Source organism: Gilliamella apicola (genome assembly GCF_000599985.1).
In the GTDB taxonomy this organism is placed as follows: Bacteria; Pseudomonadota; Gammaproteobacteria; order Enterobacterales; family Orbaceae; genus Gilliamella; species Gilliamella apicola.
On record NZ_CP007445.1, the window covers coordinates 1,389,008 to 1,408,354 of the forward strand.

The 19,347-nt window shown below is 33.8% G+C and carries 17 protein-coding genes; 13 read left to right on the top strand and 4 right to left on the bottom strand.

The genetic code is table 11. The features are described from left to right. The first annotated feature begins 21 nt into the window (after nt 1–21). On the top strand, nt 22–366 hold the full coding sequence (locus tag GAPWK_RS06470; RefSeq protein WP_025315442.1) for a phage terminase small subunit P27 family: 345 nt from the start codon (nt 22–24) through the stop codon (nt 364–366). Then, nucleotides 350–2,017, top strand: coding sequence for a terminase large subunit (locus GAPWK_RS06475; RefSeq protein WP_025315443.1), 1,668 nt, complete (start codon nt 350–352; stop codon nt 2,015–2,017). The genes GAPWK_RS06470 and GAPWK_RS06475 overlap by 17 nt, the downstream gene beginning before the upstream one ends. Here the strand turns inward: GAPWK_RS06475 and GAPWK_RS06480 are convergent. Next, nucleotides 1,998–2,321, bottom strand: coding sequence for a hypothetical protein (locus tag GAPWK_RS06480; protein ID WP_025315444.1), 324 nt, complete (start codon nt 2,319–2,321; stop codon nt 1,998–2,000). The genes GAPWK_RS06475 and GAPWK_RS06480 overlap by 20 nt on opposite strands. Nucleotides 2,322–2,850: 529 nt before the next feature. On the opposite strand from GAPWK_RS06480, the gene GAPWK_RS06485 reads away from it, so the two are divergent. Continuing rightward, complete coding sequence (locus GAPWK_RS06485) at nt 2,851–3,183, top strand: DMT family transporter (protein WP_025315445.1); 333 nt, start codon at nt 2,851–2,853, stop codon at nt 3,181–3,183. Nucleotides 3,184–3,591: 408 nt separating this feature from the next. Here GAPWK_RS06485 and GAPWK_RS15015 read toward each other — a convergent pair whose 3' ends face one another. Further along, a complete protein-coding gene (locus tag GAPWK_RS15015) occupies nt 3,592–4,722 on the bottom strand; it encodes a hypothetical protein (RefSeq protein WP_025315446.1) in 1,131 nt (376 codons plus the stop codon). Between the two features lie 549 nt (nt 4,723–5,271). Then, the gene (locus GAPWK_RS06495) at nt 5,272–5,643 is read right to left on the bottom strand and encodes a hypothetical protein (protein ID WP_025315447.1); all 372 of its coding nucleotides are present in this window, start codon (nt 5,641–5,643) and stop codon (nt 5,272–5,274) included. 529 nt (nt 5,644–6,172) lie between these two features. On the opposite strand from GAPWK_RS06495, the gene GAPWK_RS06500 reads away from it, so the two are divergent. The 10 genes from GAPWK_RS06500 to ydiJ all read left to right on the top strand — a co-directional run bounded on the left by GAPWK_RS06500 (nt 6,173) and on the right by ydiJ (nt 18,196). After that, entirely contained in the window at nt 6,173–6,643 is a 471-nt protein-coding gene (locus GAPWK_RS06500; protein ID WP_025315448.1) for a YhcH/YjgK/YiaL family protein, read from the top strand. A gap of 24 nt (nt 6,644–6,667) precedes the next feature. Beyond that, nucleotides 6,668–7,603 carry a 2-dehydro-3-deoxygluconokinase gene (gene kdgK / locus GAPWK_RS06505; protein WP_025315449.1) on the top strand — a complete coding sequence of 312 codons (936 nt, stop codon included), beginning with the start codon at nt 6,668–6,670 and terminating at the stop codon, nt 7,601–7,603. 202 nt (nt 7,604–7,805) lie between these two features. Next, nucleotides 7,806–10,643 carry an excinuclease ABC subunit UvrA gene (gene uvrA, locus GAPWK_RS06510; RefSeq protein WP_038517295.1) on the top strand — a complete coding sequence of 946 codons (2,838 nt, stop codon included), beginning with the start codon at nt 7,806–7,808 and terminating at the stop codon, nt 10,641–10,643. A 52-nt stretch (nt 10,644–10,695) separates the two neighbouring features. Then, nucleotides 10,696–11,298, top strand: a complete 603-nt coding sequence (plsY, locus tag GAPWK_RS06515; RefSeq protein ID WP_025315451.1) for a glycerol-3-phosphate 1-O-acyltransferase PlsY — start codon at nt 10,696–10,698, stop codon at nt 11,296–11,298. Nucleotides 11,299–11,506: 208 nt separating this feature from the next. Further along, a complete protein-coding gene (gene recR, locus GAPWK_RS06520) occupies nt 11,507–12,112 on the top strand; it encodes a recombination mediator RecR (RefSeq protein ID WP_025315452.1) in 606 nt (201 codons plus the stop codon). Between the two features lie 93 nt (nt 12,113–12,205). Next, nucleotides 12,206–13,024, top strand: coding sequence for a pyridoxal phosphatase (locus GAPWK_RS06525; RefSeq protein ID WP_025315453.1), 819 nt, complete (start codon nt 12,206–12,208; stop codon nt 13,022–13,024). A gap of 10 nt (nt 13,025–13,034) precedes the next feature. Further along, complete coding sequence (truC, locus tag GAPWK_RS06530; protein ID WP_025315454.1) at nt 13,035–13,742, top strand: tRNA pseudouridine(65) synthase TruC; 708 nt, start codon at nt 13,035–13,037, stop codon at nt 13,740–13,742. Between the two features lie 149 nt (nt 13,743–13,891). Then, nucleotides 13,892–14,308 (top strand): DUF4878 domain-containing protein, encoded by a 417-nt coding sequence (locus GAPWK_RS06535; protein WP_158413584.1) that lies wholly within the window; start codon nt 13,892–13,894, stop codon nt 14,306–14,308. A gap of 91 nt (nt 14,309–14,399) precedes the next feature. Continuing rightward, on the top strand, nt 14,400–15,011 hold the full coding sequence (locus GAPWK_RS06540) for a YiiX/YebB-like N1pC/P60 family cysteine hydrolase (RefSeq protein ID WP_025315456.1): 612 nt from the start codon (nt 14,400–14,402) through the stop codon (nt 15,009–15,011). Between the two features lie 119 nt (nt 15,012–15,130). Further along, nucleotides 15,131–18,196: a D-2-hydroxyglutarate dehydrogenase YdiJ gene (gene ydiJ, locus GAPWK_RS06545; protein ID WP_025315457.1), complete on the top strand. Its 3,066-nt coding sequence runs from the start codon at nt 15,131–15,133 to the stop codon at nt 18,194–18,196. 83 nt (nt 18,197–18,279) lie between these two features. On the opposite strand, the gene GAPWK_RS06550 is transcribed toward ydiJ, so the two are convergent. Next, entirely contained in the window at nt 18,280–19,344 is a 1,065-nt protein-coding gene (locus tag GAPWK_RS06550; RefSeq protein WP_025315458.1) for a tyrosine-protein phosphatase, read from the bottom strand. Nucleotides 19,345–19,347 lie beyond the last annotated feature (3 nt).

Genomic DNA, 19,347 nt, shown 5'->3' on the forward strand with positions numbered 1-19,347 from the left:
AAGTAGAGAGAAAACAATAATATGAAAGCACCTAAATATTTGGATAAATTGGCAAAGGAGCAATGGAAACTTAGAGCAGACCAGTTAGCTAGTCGTGATGATATTCAGCCTGCCGATTGGACTAATTTAGAATTGTTTTGTGTTAATTATTCTATGTACCGTAAAGCAATGGAAGATATTGCAAAGCGTGGATTTTCAATTGTTAACTCACAAGGTACTGAAAGTCGCAATCCTGCACTTAGTGCAAAGTCAGAAGCTGAAAAAATCATGATTAAAATGGCTTCATTGCTTGGCTTTGATCCTGTAAGTCGTCGTAAGAATCCAGTTGAAGCGAATGAGGAAGATGAGCTTGACCGATTGGCATAATTACGCATTATCGGTTAAAAATGGTGATATTCCTGCTTGTAAACGCTTAAAACAGGCAGTAAACCGCTATTTTATTGATTTGGATAATCCTAATTATTATTTTGATAGTGAAATTGTCACTAAATTTGTTTCATTCTCAAAAGTCTGTCCACACGTTAAAGGTCATTTAAGAGCTAAACCTATTGTGCTTGAGCCGTGGCAGCAATTCTTATTTGCTAATCTGCTGGGATTTAAGCACATTAAAACAGGATTACGCAAATACCGTAGTGCTTATGTGCAAGTACCGAGAAAGAACGCAAAATCGACTACAGCAGCAATTCTTGCTAACTGGTTTTTAGTCATGGAAAAAGGTCAACAAGATATCTATACTGCAGCTGTTAGCCGTGATCAAGCTCGAATTGTGTTTGATGATGCTAGACAAATGGCGATACTTAGCAAGCCAATAAAGAAAAGAGTCACCATTCAACAACATAAAATCATTAATCCTAAAAGTAATAGTATATTAAGACCACTTGCCTCAAAAGCTTCAACGATAGAGGGAACTAATCCTAGTTTATCAATTGTAGATGAATACCACTTACACCCTGATAATGGCGTTTATTCAGCTCTTGAATTAGGAATGGGAGCAAGACCAGAGGGCATTTTATTTGCTATCACCACCGCTGGCAGTAATACCATATCAGCCTGTAAACAGCATTACGATTATTGTTGCCAGATTTTAGCAGGTGACGAAGTTAACGAATCGCAATTTGTGCTTATTTACGAATTGGACGATGAAAATGAAATTGATAACCCTGATTTATGGATAAAAGCGAATCCTAACCTTGATATATCGGTTGATAGGGTCGCCTTAGAGGACACGATTAAGAAAGCCAGAGGTATACCCTCCCAGTGGGTCGAAATGCTCACTAAACGCTTCAATATTTGGTGTAATGGAGCTACGCCTTGGGTAAATACTGGTAGCTGGGTTGCGTGTAAGGCTGATTATGCAGAAGATGATTTAAAAGGGTTAGATTGCTATGCTGGATTAGATTTATCATCTACTAGTGATATTACTAGCGTCTGTTATTCGTTTCCTTTTGAAACCGAGGTAAGATTATTAACACGGCATTACATTCCTGAATATCAGCTTACTAACGTGGCTAACAAAAATAGGGAAATGTACCGTAAGTGGGTTAATCAGGGCTGGATACGAGTAACTAAAGGCGACTGTATCGATTATGACCAAATTCGTGATGATATTTTAAAAGACAGTGAGCAATTTAATATCAAATTAATTGGCTTTGATGTGTGGAACGCCACACAATTGAGAACGCAGTTACAAAATATCGGCTTAGACGTTGAGCCGTTCCCACAAACATACGCACGTTATAGCCCAACATCGAAAACTGCTGAGGTATTTATTAGTCGTAAACGGATTAAACATAATGGCGATCCTGTTTTGGCTTGGGCTATAGGTAATGTAGTAATGGAAACAGATGCAAATGCCAACATCAAGCCCAATAAAAAGAAAGCAGCCAACAAGATAGACCCTGCAGTTGCTTTCCTCATGTCATTCGGTACCTACTTACTTGAATATGGCGAGATAGATATCAACCTATCAGATGAACAAAAACAAGTATTAGACAATTTTAAAGGGATTGTTTTGTAGATTCATAAGTAAATATAAAAATAATAGATACATATACTATAATTAACAATCCTATAGAAATAGCTTCTTTTTTCACATGATTTCTTGATGTAATTTTATTATAAGCATGAAATCCCCATATCCCCCAAACAGTAAGAATTTCAATGATAAAAATAGGAATGCTGCTAAATCCTACTTGTTTAAATGTAAAGTAGTAAAACATAATTGTAAGAGCTATACTTCCAGTTGAACTATTTACTATTTCAACAATGTCTGAACATATTTTAGGTAACCCTTTTATTTGTTCTTTAAATGGTTTTATCATTTTTCATTCCTTATATCAAAAATAATCATTTTATTTTACTATGTCATTAACAACATACAACACTATAATAACACGAGATTAATTTATTGATTATTAATAACAAATTTTATTAGTGTTGTTAGTGTCATAAAATCACAAAAAAGAAGTTTTCTTTTAACTTTTTACTTTATTGTTAATAGATGATATATTACATATCGGTGATAAGTTGAGTGGGTCATCAATATTTAATGTTATACATTATGTTATATGTTTAGCATATTGTTTTTATAATATCATTACATATCAATATGTTATCATTATAATTCGATTCCCTCACAACCCACCATTAAATTCATCCTTTTCAGTAATATTCAAGAGTTAGCAGCTATCTACTTTACTAATCATATTAAAAATAATATAGATATAAAACTCTAGCAGGTTTTAATGTTATACCTTATAAGCTTACCAAATTAAACAATTCAAGCTTTTAAACCTGATTTATTGAAAGTTAGGAATAAGACTATCGTTTTAAACAATTGTGGGTATTAGCATGAATTCATATTTACTTCTTTTTCTAGCTATTATTTGTGAGGTGATTGCAACTTCTTCATTGAAGCTATCTAATGGCTTTACTCATTTGTTTTTTTCAATCATTACTATCATTGGATACAGCGCTTCTTTTTATGTACTTTCATTAGCATTAAAAACTATTCCTGTTGGAATAGCCTATGCGATCTGGTCTGGCATCGGAATTGTGCTTATTAGTTTAATTGCTTGGATTTTTATGAAACAGACTTTAGATCTTGCTGCTTTAATAGGGATGGGATTTATTATGTTTGGCGTTGTCATCATTAATCTTTTTTCGAAAGTAGCAGGGCATTAAAATATAAAAAATATTCGTTAAAAGACACATTACTTAGTTTGGATCTCTTTATTTCGTAAAATTATTCGGCCAATTATTTCATATTGGTAATATAAGTATTTCGACTTGCGTAGGATAAAAAATTAGGATATTTACTTTAATTGTTTTCGTGGAAAACTGCCTTTTTTATTCTGAAAAAGGCAACACAGGATTCATAATAAACTTTTCTTTAAATCGAATTGTATTAAATATTAAAAAACTGAAAGTATAGGTTCGTTGTTTATTATAATGACGAAATTTAAAATAGAGTTTTTTAATTTTTATTTAAATTGATTTATTTTTTTAACTGTCCGAACGCAAAATTGCCATTTATCTTATTTATTGTTCAGAGTTAAAGCATTTCTAAAAGCCTTTTATCTTTAAGTCCATTTATTTTTTATTGATAACTGTTTTTAATCGTCTTATTTCATTAAGCAACTTAGGAATATCTTGGCATGCATGTACAATAAAATCATACTCGGCATCTGTTGCATCAATCAGTTTGATATCTTTGTTTCGTTGTTGTTCTGACCTAAGGCTAATAAAATTGTTACTAATATGCTCATGAGCCGCCAAATCCACTTGCAATGGAGCAAAGGTTACATTGTCACTCCTTTTTTGAATTTGCTTTAGTTCATCTTCTGACAAAGTGCTAATTTGTGGTATTAATTGCTCAGCAAACACAGGATAGTTTTGAGCAACTTCTGGATCATCAATGTTTTTACATTGATTTATAAACTGTTCGATCAAAAAAGAATTATTTAAATCATGCAACAATTCAGTCATTCTACGATAGATAATCTCATCGTAATAATTGAGATCATCAATATAATTAATTTGTAATAAATTAGCGATTTTTTGATTAATAGATTGATTATTTTTGTTTTTCACTAAAATTTTATGTGCAATAACACTCTGTTCGTCATTGCCTTCTAAAGCAATATTGATAAGAGTGGATAGTAACTGGCTTAATTGATCATCATTCAATCCATCATCATGGATTAATGTTAATGCGTATGTTTGTTGTGATGAAGAATTGAGAGCGATTTGTAGTTGTATAAAAAAATCAGGACATTGTCGAAAATTCTGTTTCGCAATCAATAAATTTTGTTGAGCCTGATTTAAAGCAAGCCATTCATGGGCATTTGCAAGATATTTTTGCCTCAGTTTTCTTATTTCTGACGTTATCTCAAAGCAATCCTCTAGTGGTTCATCGGGTAATGCCCAATAATCAATAAGTTGCCAATGCTGAGCATAATTGTTATAAAGGATATTTAATACTTGGCGAATAATAGATTGATTTTGATTAGGATCAGCGGTGAATAAATCATTACAAATATCGATACATAAATTCATTAATATGTGTTTTTGAAATGTTGAGTAATTATTATGAAGATATGCAGACAAATATTTAGCTAACCATTGCGGTGTTCGATATTCGTTCGCTAATTCATATTCCCAATCCTGTCCATTACCAAGTGGTACTTTTAAATCTTGGCACAGTTTTTCTAATTCATTCATAATTATGACTCAACATTATTGTTTATCTAAATTTTTCACATAAAGTGATGCAAGATTTAGGCAAAAAGCGCTTTATTTTAGTATCTGAATTTCATGAGGTAAACACATTTCTTTTTTATAAAAAAGAAATTTTATCCATGTTCACTTAAATCACAGAGAGTTATTTTAATTAACTCTTATGCCATGTTCATTATCACCTGACCATTAAACATAAAACCATACTCATCTGGTTTATCGGTTGCTAAGCAAATTTTGATTAATGATATGTTTTATAGTGCTTTAATATCTCATAAATTATAAACGTTTGTGATATAAGTTATGATTTAATGATTAATTATATTTTGTAGTATAATTTACTGAGGCTAATGAAATTTATCGCATTTTACATTTCTTGATTGTAGTCTAATGATTCTAAATAGATGATAGTCCTCTCATGTTGGCTAGATTATCCAAAAGAAAATCTTGGCCATACTTTCATCTTGAATAATATAATTTAGAATATTTTAATTATGGATAAATGTTTTCGTTAATCGAAACTGATACATCATTTTATACATCAATCGAGAGATTGACTGAACTATCTAAAAAAATTTTTTTGATATATTCAGTTAACAATGTAATGTTTTGATCAGTAAATTCAGCTGTCAACCTTTGCTCACCCACTAAATGTTGTTTATCCGCTTTAATTTCTACTGTTAGAGAATTTTTTCGTAAAAACAGATTACTAATTGCATTAGCAACTTCCATCGTTGAATTATTAGTTTGTATACCTATTGCATCATCAATTACACCATCATCAAAGCGCGAAATAATTAAATAACGATCGGGTGATATGGGATGGTTGCCAATACCAACAATCAAGACGTCATTCTCGGTATAACAGTTTATAGTAGTAGCAAAAAAGCGTGATTCTTTTTTCATATTTAATTTTTACAACCTCATCACATTAAACGAATTCATTTTATAAATAATTTGTTATTGTAATTATATTTCTTATTGTTGTATCTGAATTTGTAATAAAAGCAATAAACTATCTTCAAATAATTAAACATCAATTGAAAAAGTTATTAATAAAAAATATTAAAACTTGCTGGAGTCTATCAAAAAACGTTTTTTAGCTAATTTTGATGTCTTATTTGAGAAATAAAATGTTTCAATTTATATGCAATTTGTATCATATATTCTCAATCTTATAGTAGACTAACCACATCTTATCTGAAATGGCATGTGCGTTTTATCGTCTGTTGATGAACTATTCATTTATTAAAATAGAACTGTAGATATAACCCTAAAAGGTTATAAACGCTTTTTTATTCTTTAAGATCTACAAAAAGTACCTACTTAAGTATATACTATTTATCAATTTAATTGGTTTACCGTAGCATTTTTTTGTTGTGAGTAATTCAATTACCCGTATTTGTTTTCATCAATTTGTAAAGGATCATTGAGTATGATTTTAGGTAATATTAATCATTTGGATTTAGTCCCATATTTACCCGCCAAAATTAAGCAATCAATAGAATATATTAAAGATAACGTTAATAGCAATACACCAGTAGGACGCCATGATATTGACGGTGATAATATGTTTTTTATGGTATCTGATAGTACTTTGCGTCATATTCACGAAGCTAATCCTGAATTTCATAAAAAATACCTTGATGTACAAGTTGTATTGGAAGGGCAAGAGGGGATGGCAGTAAGCACATTACCACCCCATACTAAGGTGTTAGATGATAAATTAGCAGATAATGATATCGCTTTTATCGAAACACCCTCAGAAGAAACTATGCTAATATTGCAGTCGAACGATTTTATCGTATTTTTACCCAACGAGGTCCATAAACCGCTATGTTCTATAAATAATAAGATTACAACGGTTCACAAAGTTGTGGTTAAAATTGCATTGGATTATTTATAATTAAGTCAAGGATATAGGTACAATATGACTATAAATATCGCTATTATTGGCGAATGTATGATTGAATTGTCGATGAAGCAAGATTCGACAACACGCAGTTTTGGTGGTGATACACTTAATACTTCTGTCTATTTATCACGTTTATTACAAGGTAAAGATTTCGCAATTCACTATGTAACTGGATTAGGCACCGATCCTTTCAGCCAAGAGATGTTGGAGAGTTGGCAAAAAGAGCATATTAAAACTGATTTAGTACAAAGAATGTCGGATAAGATGCCAGGACTGTATACAATTGTTACAGATGATCAGGGGGAACGTTCTTTCTATTATTGGCGTAATGATGCTGCGGCTAAGTTTTGGTTAAAAACAGCCGAAACAGACAAGGTAGCCGAACGGATTGCTCAATGTGATTATGTCTATTTAAGTGGTATCAGTATTGCAATTTTAGATGCGGAAAGTATTGATAAATTGTTAGATCTTTTAAAACGAGTTAAAGCTAACGGTGGTAAAGTTATTTTCGATAATAATTTCCGACCACGTTTATGGAGTAGTCTTGATTTAGCACGAAGTGTTTACAGTGATATTCTTAGTTTTACCGATATTGCATTTTTAACACTAGATGATGAAGATTTACTATGGGGTAAATTGCCTTATGAGCAAGTGATTGAGCGCACTAAAAACTTTGGTGTGACTGAAATCATCATCAAACGTGGTAGCGATAGCTGTATTGTTGATTGTGCTGATGGTCGCTTTGAAGTACCCGCTAATAAAATCGCCAAAGATAAAGTCATCGATACAACAGCAGCTGGCGATTCATTTAGTGCCGGATATCTTGGTGCACGCTTAAGTGGGCGCAATCCATCACAATCAGCATTACAAGGCCATTTAGTTGCTGGTACGGTGATTCAATACCGTGGTGCGATTATTCCTTTAGATGCAACTCCGAAATTAATTGATTAATATCAACGATTAAAACGGTCATTAAAGACCGTTTTTATTTTAAAATAATCTTGTTAAAAAGTTTCAGGTTAACTATACGTTTGAGTATATAATAGTAAATAGCTTGTTCAATTATATATGTGGTATATTTAATCGATTATTACTGGTATAATATACAGTTTATTTCCAATTTATTTCGTTTAAAACACACAAGAAGAGATCTATGTCAATCAAAGATATCGATATTCGTGGTGCGCGAACGCACAATCTAAAAAATATTAATGTCATTATTCCAAGAGATAAACTAGTTGTAATAACTGGACTTTCTGGATCAGGTAAATCTTCGTTAGCATTTGATACTCTCTATGCTGAAGGGCAACGACGTTATGTTGAGTCATTATCGGCGTATGCACGTCAATTTTTATCATTGATGGAAAAACCCGATGTTGATCATATTGAAGGTTTATCGCCAGCGATTTCGATCGAGCAAAAATCAACTTCACACAATCCACGTTCAACAGTTGGAACGATTACTGAAATTTATGATTATTTACGTCTGCTTTTCGCTCGAATTGGCGAGCCACGCTGTCCGAAACATGATTTACCTTTAGCGGCTCAAACAGTATCACAAATGGTTGATAGCATCATGGAATTACCTGTCGAAAACCGTTATATGCTACTTGCACCTGTCGTGACGGAACGTAAAGGTGAATTTGTTAAGTTGTTTGAGCAATTATCAGCGAGTGGTTATATTCGAGTTAGGGTCGATGGTGATGTCTATGACCTGTCTGATCCGCCGACATTAGAACTGCAAAAAAAGCATACTATTGAAGTTGTTGTTGACCGTTTTCGTATTCGTGATGATTTAAAACTGCGCCTTGCTGAATCAATTGAAACCGTACTTTCTATTACCAACGGGATTGTTAAAGTTGCTAATTTGGATGATCCACAAGCTGAAGAGCATCTTTTTTCGGCTAATTTTGCTTGTCCAATTTGTGGTTACAGTATTTCAGAACTAGAGCCACGATTATTTTCATTTAATAATCCAGCTGGAGCTTGTCCAGAATGTGATGGTCTTGGTGTGCAACAATATTTTGATGCCAAACGCATCGTTCAAATGCCTGAAGTTTCGTTAGCCGCAGGTGCGATTAAAGGCTGGGATCGCCGTAATTTTTACTATTTTCAGATGTTAACATCGCTGGCTGATCACTATAAATTCGATATCGATCAACCATACGAAAAATTACCTGAAAAAGTGAAAGATATTCTATTGAATGGATCAGGTAAAACTGAAATCCAATTTACTTATTCAAATGACCGTGGCGATGTTGTCAAACGCGTTCACCCATTTGAAGGAATTATTAATAATCTAGCACGACGTTACAAAGAAACTGAATCACAGACCATTCGTGAAGAGTTAGCTAAATATATCAGTAATCGTCCTTGTCCTTGTTGTCATGGATCGAGATTATGTACAACGGCAAGACATGTATTTATTAATGACACCAATTTGCCAACTATTAGTGATTTAAGCACTCAACAGGCAAAAGACTTTTTTGATAAGTTATCATTAACAGGACAGCGTGCACAAATAGCTGAAAAAATCTTAAAAGAGATTAACGACCGTTTACAGTTTTTAATTAATGTTGGACTCAATTATTTAACACTTTCACGTTCAGCTGAAACATTATCAGGTGGTGAAGCGCAACGTATACGATTAGCTAGTCAAATTGGAGCGGGTTTAGTTGGGGTGATGTATGTGCTTGATGAACCTTCTATCGGTTTACATCAACGAGATAATACCCGACTTATTGATACATTAACGCATTTACGTGATTTAGGTAATACAGTTATTGTAGTTGAACACGATGAAGAGGCCATTTTAGCGGCAGATTATGTTATCGATATTGGGCCTGGGGCTGGTGTACATGGTGGTGAAGTAGTTGCACAAGGTACCCCTAAACAGATTATGGCGTGTAAATCATCGTTGACGGGGCAGTATTTGTCAGGAAAACAAAAAATTGAAATTCCTGCTAATCGTACAAAAGTCGATAAGACAAAAATATTATCTCTTATTGGTGCAACGGGTAATAATCTTAAAGATGTGACATTAAATATTCCCGTTGGATTATTCACCTGTATTACTGGAGTATCAGGGTCGGGTAAATCAACATTAATTAATGATACTTTATATCCATTAGCACAGAATGAACTCAATGGCGCAGAAAAAAGTGACATAGCACCTTATAAAGCTATTGAAGGGTTGAATTATTTTGATAAAGTTATTGCGATTGATCAAAGTCCTATTGGGCGTACACCTCGCTCAAATCCAGCCACTTATACGGGATTCTTTACTTCTATTCGTGAGCTTTATGCTGGTGTACCCGAAGCCCGAGCTCGAGGTTACAACCCAGGACGCTTTAGCTTTAATGTTAAAGGAGGGCGCTGTGAAGCTTGCCAAGGTGATGGTTTAATAAAAGTTGAAATGCATTTTTTACCAGATATTTATGTTCCTTGTGATCAGTGTCATGGTGCACGCTATAATCGTGAAACGCTTGAAATTAAATATAAAGGCAAATCAATTAATGAAATTTTAAATATGACAGTTGAAGAAGGTCGAGAATTCTTCGATGCTGTACCAATGATTGCCCGCAAATTGCAGACGTTGATTGATGTAGGATTGGCTTATATTACAATTGGTCAATCTGCCACAACATTATCGGGTGGTGAAGCTCAGCGAGTAAAACTTGCCAAAGAGCTATCTAAGCGCGATACTGGTAGCACTTTGTATATTTTAGATGAACCGACCACAGGCTTACATTTTGCTGATGTAAAACAATTGCTTGCACAACTTCACTCGCTACGAGATAAAGGCAATACTATCGTTGTGATTGAACATAATTTGGATGTGGTTAAAACAGCAGATTGGATTGTCGATTTAGGTCCTGAAGGTGGAAATGGTGGTGGTGAGATCATTGCAGAAGGTACACCTGAAGAGGTTGCAAAATCAAAACAATCTTATACTGGACAATATTTAAAACCGTTACTTGAGAAACTATAATATAAATCAACTTTAATATTATTATAAAATAAGTGAACTATAGGAGGACATTTTGACATTACTAGTTTTATTGATGATCATCATTGCCTATTTCACTGGTTCACTTTCAGGCGCTCTAATTATCAGTCGAATAATGCATTTGCCCAATCCATCGAAGTATGGTTCACATAATCCTGGGGCAACTAATATGTTACGAATTAATGGTAAGCTTCCAGCTATTATGGTGCTAGTGTTTGATATGTTAAAAGGCGCAATACCTGTTTATATCGCTTATCAAATGGGTATTTCACCTTTTTTCCTTGGCATTGTTGGAATTGCAGCATGCCTTGGGCATATTTTCCCTTGTTTTTTTGATTTTCATGGTGGTAAGGGGGTCGCAACAGCATTGGGCATGATGATACCAATAGGTTTGGATTTCACAGGCTGCTTTATTTTAACATGGTTATTGACAGTGTTAGTAACGGGGTATTCATCGGTTGCATCAATTGTTGCTTTTCTTTTTACGCCATTGTTTGTTTGGCTGTTTAAACCAGAATTGACTTTGCCTGTTACAATGCTCTCTTGTGTTATTTTAATTCGTCATAGTAGCAATGTTATACGACTTTTTAGAGGGCAGGAACCGAAAAGTTTGCATTTCAAAAGAAAAAATAAATAGTTAAATCATTTCTAATAAGCATTAGTAACGTTTTTTTATTTTTGTTATTTTGCGATTAACGGTCAACTTAATTTTTATAATTTTATCTCAATGGTTTTTTATAAAAAATCATAATTAAATTGAAATAATAACGTATTTCTTGTTTTATAGATTATTGAAACAAGGTATCATTAATATTAAATAAAATAGATGGTAACAAAATAGATTCATGCAAATTAGCCCATTATTAGACTCCCTTATGGAAGCACTACGCTGTTTACCTGGGGTTGGACCCAAATCCGCACAAAGAATGGCCTTTCATTTATTACAACGCAATCGTCAAGGTGGTATTAAATTAGCTCATGAACTTCATGAAGCGATGATTAATATTGGTCATTGTAATGAATGTCGAACCTTTACTGAACAAGAAACCTGTACGATTTGTACCAATGTTCGACGTCAAAGCAGTGGACAACTTTGTGTGGTTGAAACACCTGCAGATATTGTTGCTATTGAGCAAACAGGTCAGTATAGTGGACGTTACTTTGTTTTGTTAGGGCACCTATCACCATTAGATGGCATTGGTCCTAGTGATATAGGGCTAGATTTATTGAAAAAAAAATTAGCGTCAGAAGCGATTAACGAAGTGATTTTGGCTACTAACCCGACTGTTGAAGGTGATGCTACAGCTAATTATATCGCGCAAATGTGTGGTGAATTTAACGTTGTGGCAACAAGAATTGCTCATGGCGTACCTGTTGGCGGTGAGCTTGAAATGGTTGATGGTACAACTTTATCACACTCATTTGTTGGTCGCCAAAAAATTGAATTTTAACCCGATAATTAATAAGATAACTTTTTGCATTGTTTAAATAATTATCAATAATGTGTTTAGCTGGTTCGATATAAAAGATAGAAGAGGGATTATATGAAGTATAAAGCTGTTGCGTTCGATATGGATGGTACATTATTAACAACTGATCGGCTTTTATTACCTGAAACCGTCGAAATGATAAAAAAAATCAGTTCGAAAGGAGTTAAAGTTATATTAGTATCTGGTCGCCACCATAGTGCTATTTATCCTTATTATTATCAACTTCAATTATCAACACCCGCGATCTGTTGTAATGGAACTTATCTATATGATTTCGAAAAGCAACAATCATTAGCGGCCAAACCAATGACCAAAGATCAAGCTAGAACTCTACTTAATTTAGTTCATCAATTTGGTATTAATACCTTAATTTATACCGATAGAATGATGACATATGAAGTGCTTGACGATCATCTTGAAGGATTTTTTAAATGGGTTCATTCATTACCAGATTTTTTACAGCCAAAAATTGGTAAAGTAGAGAGCTTTGAAAACATTATTGAAGAAGCTAAAGCCGTATACAAATTTGCAACCAGTAGTGACAACATTCCTTTGTTAAAAGAATTTTCTAAGTCGGTTGATGCACTAGGTTGTTTTTCATGTGAATGGTCTTGGTTTAACCGTGCTGATGTTGCAATAAAAGGTAATACTAAAGGTAATGGTCTAAGTCATTGGGCTGATCTTGAAAACATCAAATTGAGTGAAATCGTTGCTTTTGGCGATAGCTATAACGATATTAGTATGTTATCAATTGCTGGATTAGGGATTGCGATGGGTAATGCCGATGAAGAAGTCAAAGCTCAAGCCAATTATGCAATAGGTGACAATAATAGTCCGAGTATTGCAGCAGAACTTGAAAAACTGTTTTTATAATTAATACGCTGTGTTTGAAATCCTATATCAAGATAATGACTTAATTGCTATAAACAAGCCAAGTGGTTGGCTTGTGCATCGCAGTTGGTTAGATAAACATGAAACTGTGGTGGTGATGCAAACGTTGCGTGATCAAATTGGTCAACATGTGTTTCCAGTACATAGGCTTGATAGACCTACTTCTGGTGTATTACTCTTTGCACTATCGAGTGAAATTGCTCGTTTAATGTCTGAACAGTTTGCTACAAAGCAGATTGAAAAAACATATCATGCCATTGTGCGTGGTTATGTTGAAGGTGAAGCCACCATTGATTATCCATTAGTTGAAGAGCTTGATAAAATCGCGGATAAATTTTCTGACAATAATAAACCTGCTCAAGACGCAGTAACTACTTATCGAGGGATTAGTAAAATTGAAATCCCAATAAAAGTGGGCAAATTTGATACCGCCCGATATAGCTTTGTTGAATTAAAACCTAAAACTGGCCGTAAACATCAGTTACGTCGACATATGAAACACATTTTCCATCCTATCTTAGGCGACAGTAAACATGGCGATTTACATCAAAATCGTGCATTTGCCGAGTTCTTCTCTATAAAGCGACTGATGTTGCATGCGAGCAAGTTACAAATCACTCATCCAATTAATCATGATCCAATTATCATAGAAGCTAATTTAGATCAGCAATGGCAAGATATCCTCTTGAAATTTATTTAATAAAATCGAATTTGTATAAAAGTTAGCTTGCAAATATTTTTATACATAGTATTATTCTAACGCTTTCTTTTTGATATCTCTATTGAAGGGAGAGTAAGCTATTACATGAATTTATAACAACACGATTGGAAATAAAAATGAAATTATTAATGAAATTTTTTAGTGTTTTTTTATTAGCACTTATGATAACAGCATGCTCTTCGCAAGAAGAAAGTCCAGAAGCCGCCGCCAAAGAATTTATTTCTGCTATGTATAAAGGTGATATTGATAAAGTTACTGGTTTGCTTTATTTTCCTGAAGAGAAGGGTGCTTCTGATATGATATCAGTGGAAGGTATGGTAAAAAGCAAAATGAAAATGGCTATAGATCAAGCCGTAGATTATGGCAAAGGGCATGGTGGGGTTGATAAAATTGAATGTACTCTTGTTAACTATACCAATGAAGAAAAAACAGAAGCAAAAGTTCAAGCTACTACTTATTTCAAAGATGGTACTAAAGATGAAGGACGAGGTGCAACAACTCTTGTTAAAGTTAATGGTAAATGGCTAATAGCATTTAAAATTTAAATAGATAGTATATTTGAATAATATTGATTGATATAATTGATAATAAAAGGGCAAAATAGTTTTGCCCTTTTATATTTTGGAAATTACTTTAATGAAAGCTTATCGTTTTATTCCTATTATTTTTGTTCTGTTAGTCAATTTAGTTTGGGCTGATGAAAGGGAGCAATTTACGCATCAACACGATAATTTATCTTATAGCATCAAAGTCGGAGATTGGATTTTTAGAAAAGGAGTACAAGTAGATAGCCTAATTGCTCATCAATTTAGTGGAGGTGAATTTTCCCATATTGGGATGGTGTTATCAATCAACCCAGATATCAAAATTATTCATGCCACTACTAGCGATGATGACAATTACCCTAATCAAGTCATTATTTCAAGTTTTGATGAATTCATCACACCAGAACTCGCTGAAAAATATGCGATAGCAAGACCCAATTTTTTATCTGAAATTCAAAACCAGCAAATCGTTAATGAGCTTTTAACTAAACAAGGACAAGCTTTTGTTTTAGCTTCTCGTGAGGAACCTCATTTATATTGTACTACATTGCTTTATGACGCGATTATAAAGTACCAGCCAGACTTTACAGTTCAATGGCAGCGTACCCATTTCCCTTTCTTTACTGGTGACTATCTATTCCCGAGTGCTTTTGCCAATCATCCTGATATTACTTGGATCTATCATTATCCAACATTAAATTGATGCATTGTTTATTAAACAAAATAAGATCACAACTCATTGAATATTAATCGAATAAACTTTGACCGTGCTTAACACTTGGATTACACTAAGAAAAAGATTTATTACTTACTAGATTCATTATGATACCTCGACTATCAAATTCGCCTCAACTTGATGAGGTTACAAAAACATATTTAAATACACTAAAAGATTCTGGCTTTACGGGTGATATAGCAAGTGATTATGCTTCGTGTTTGACGATGGCAACTGATAACAGTATTTATCAGTTAATGCCTCAAGCAATATTGTTTCCTCGTTCAACTGAGGATATCCAATTGATAACGCATTTAGCCAATCAAGACACGTTTCAAACTTTAAAGTTTACGCCACGTGGTGGTGGCACAGGAACAAATGGACAATCTTTAAATCGTGGTATCGTAGTTGATCTTTCTCGTTATATGAATCGAATTTTAGCTGTCAATATTGAAGAGGGCTGGGTCAAAGTTGAAGCCGGAGTGATTAAAGATCAACTTAATGAATATTTAAAACAGTACGATTACTTTTTTGCACCCGAATTATCTACCAGTAATCGAGCCACGATTGGTGGTATGATAAATACCGATGCCTCTGGACAAGGCTCAATGGTTTATGGAAAAACATCCGATCATGTTTTAAGTGTTAAAGCTGTATTAATTAATGGTGAGATCCTTGAAACGAGCAAAAAAAGCATTGCAGAAGTTGAAAATATAGCAAACAATTCAATAAGTTACCGAACTACATATGAATATTGTAAAAATCACCGCCAACTCATTCTAAATAAATTCCCAAAATTAAATCGCTTTTTAACTGGTTATGATTTAAAAAATGTATTTAATGATAATTTAACCGAATTTGACTTAACGCGTATTCTTACTGGTAGTGAAGGTTCATTAGCCTTCATTACCGAAGCTAAATTAAATATTATTCCCAAGCCAAAGTATCGTTTTTTAATGAATATTAAATACGATTCTTTTCAATCCGCATTGTCTAACGCCCCTTTTTTAGTAAAAGCTGAAGCATTGTCTGTTGAAACTGTCGATTCAAAGGTTTTAGGATTGGCTAAAGAAGATATTATTTGGCAATCAATTAAAGAGTTAATTACCAATGTTAGTGGGCATGATATGCAAGGTATCAATATTGTTGAGTTTGCAGGTAACGATTATGAATTGACTAAAGGTAAACTCGATAACTTAAGTAAGCAAATCGATAAACTCATGATGAATCATTGCTTAGGTATCATAGGCTATCAAACGTGTGAAAATTTAGATGAAATTGAAAAGATCTATGCTATGCGAAAAAAAGCGGTTGGATTACTTGGTAATGCTAAAGGAACGCGTAAACCGATTCCTTTTGTTGAAGATACTTGTGTGCCTCCTGAGCATTTAGCGGATTATATAACTGAATTTCGTGCTTTGCTTGATAGTTATCATTTAACTTATGGTATGTTTGGTCATGTTGATTCAGGAGTATTGCATGTTCGCCCAGCTTTGGATATGTGCGATCCTGAACAAGAAAAACTGATGAAAACTATTTCTGATCAAGTTGTCGGTTTAACCGCTAAATATGGCGGACTGCTATGGGGTGAACATGGTAAAGGTTTTCGTAGTGAATATAGTCCTGCTTTTTTTGGTGAAGAGTTATATCAGGGGTTAAGGACAATCAAAACTGCTTTTGACCCTCATAATCGTTTAAATCCAGGAAAAATTTGTCCACCTTTAGGTGTTGATGATGGTATGTTATCAGTTAATTCTACTACACGGGGCTTTTATGATCGCCAAATTCCATTGAGTATTAAAGAAGTTTTTCACGGAGCAACTGAATGTAATGGTAATGGCCTCTGTTTCAATTTTGATGTGAATAGTCCCATGTGCCCATCGATGAAGTTATCAGGTAATCGAGTTTATTCGCCAAAAGGTCGAGCAACCTTAGTGCGCGAATGGCTACGTTTAATGATTGAATCAGGTGTGACGGAGCAAGAACTTAATTCGCTATTACCAACAAAACACAGTACTTTAGTTGCCTTTGCTAAAAAAATAGCTAACACCGTCAAAGCAAAATTTGGAGAATATGACTTTTCACATGATGTAAAAGATTCGATGAATCATTGCTTGTCATGTAAAGCGTGTTCAACACAATGTCCAATTAAGATCGATGTGCCAGATTTCAAAGCCCGTTTTTTGCAGCTATATCACACCCGTTATTTAAGGCCAGTGCGTGATTACTTGGTGGGAAATATAGAGTCATACCTACCTTTAATGGCAAAAGCGCCACGCTTTTTTAATTTTTTTATGAAGATGCCCGTCACAGAATATATTACTAATAAAACCGTGGGTATGGCTAGTTTACCTATGTTGTCCGTGCCAACATTAAAAAAACAGTTAGTCGGTCATAATAGTGCGAATATCAAACTTGAACAATTACAAAAATTTTCAGAACAAGAACGTTCGCAATATGTTTTAGTCGTTCAAGATCCTTTTACGAGTTATTATGATGCCAAAGTAGTCTATGATTTTGTCTGCCTAATTGAAACGTTAGGATATAAACCTGTGGTCTTACCATTTGTACCAAACGGTAAAGCTCAACATATAAAAGGTTTTTTAAAGCAATTTGCCAAAACAGCACATACAGCTTCACAAGTATTATCACAAATTGCTCAATTGGGTATACCCATGGTAGGAGTTGATCCCGCATTGGTACTTTGCTATCGAGATGAATATAAACTTATACTTCAAGATAAAGTCAGTGATTTTAAAGTATTACTTTCACATGAATGGTTAACTAATATAGCTGACCATCTACCAAACAGCACGCAATTAAAAACAATAGATAGAGAAAAATGGTACTTGCTTGGGCATTGTAGCGAAACGACGCAATTACCTGCTAGTAATCAGCAGTGGCAACAGATTTTTAAACAGTTTGGCACTGACTTACAACCAATTCGAGTAGGGTGTTGTGGTATGGCGGGTACTTATGGACATGAGGTTAATAATCTTGCTACATCAAAACAGTTGTATGAGTTATCTTGGCAAAAAGCATTGACCAACTATCCAAAAGAACGTTGTTTGACAACTGGGTATTCTTGTCGTAGTCAGGTTAAACGATTTGATAAATTTATTATGAAACATCCGATCCAAGCATTACTAGGAATGATTCAAGTGAATTGTTAATAATCAACTGAAACAAAATTAGATTAATTTAAAAAAAAGCGCAAATTTATTTGCGCTTTTGAAAGAATGATCACTGTAAATTGTTATTCTAAATAAAGATTTTGCATGGTTTTAAAGTCTTGATCGGTAAAACCTAACTCTTGCTTAATATAATTCGCTGGTGAGCCAGCAACTTTTTTCATAGTATCTAGAATTTCAATCATAAAACTGACTCGGGTATCGATCAAACTCAATAAATAACCGAGTACATCTTCATCATCGGTAATCTTACGATAGGCTGCCATTTTGATTTTATTTCGCTCTAAACGATTTTCATGAGTCAGCATATAATCATAAATAATATCGGATTCAGATACACCTAACATAATTTGGATCAATAATACACCATATCCCGTTCTATCTTTACCACCACGACAATGTTGAAGACTTGGGCTATTATTGCCATCTAAAACGACTTTTAACATTTGCCGATAAGCATTCTTAGATTTTTCACTCAAAACAAAGTTACGATATTGTTCAAGGACTTGTATTCCTTCGCCATTAACTAATTCCCGAGGAATATCTCTTAATACACTTTCAATTAATGCTTGATCTTCATTACTTGGATCTGCTGCAAATTGAGCTGCAAGTTCAGCGGTTTGAGCTGATGCATCTAAATGAAAAGTCTGATTTTCCCCAATTGATGAATTAGGATTGGTTTTAATTTCGTTAGCACTACGATAATCAATAATTGTTTTAATATTCAATGAAGTAATGTATTGTTGTGCGTCTGGTTTTAAACCATGTAGGTGATTGGAACGGTATAATTGTCCCCATTTGACACGTTTACCGTTAGCACCAACATAACCACCAAAATCACGGAAATTATTCAAACCTGGTATTGGAAGTGTTCTTTCACCAAATATTAATGGTGGTTTTCCTTCCTTGTGTAAAATGAAATAAATACGTTTTTTCGCTTGTAACGGATCATCAAAAATCACCGGACTTTGTACATCTTTGCCGATCAATGTTTTATTTTGGGTATGGGCATTAGCCTCTTGAGTCCAATAAAGATCAACAGATTGTTGATCGAATGGATCAAATGTTATGACAATTTGTCCTTGATTATTACGTACCGCTGTTACAACTTCTTTATTTTGTTTTTCCATTGT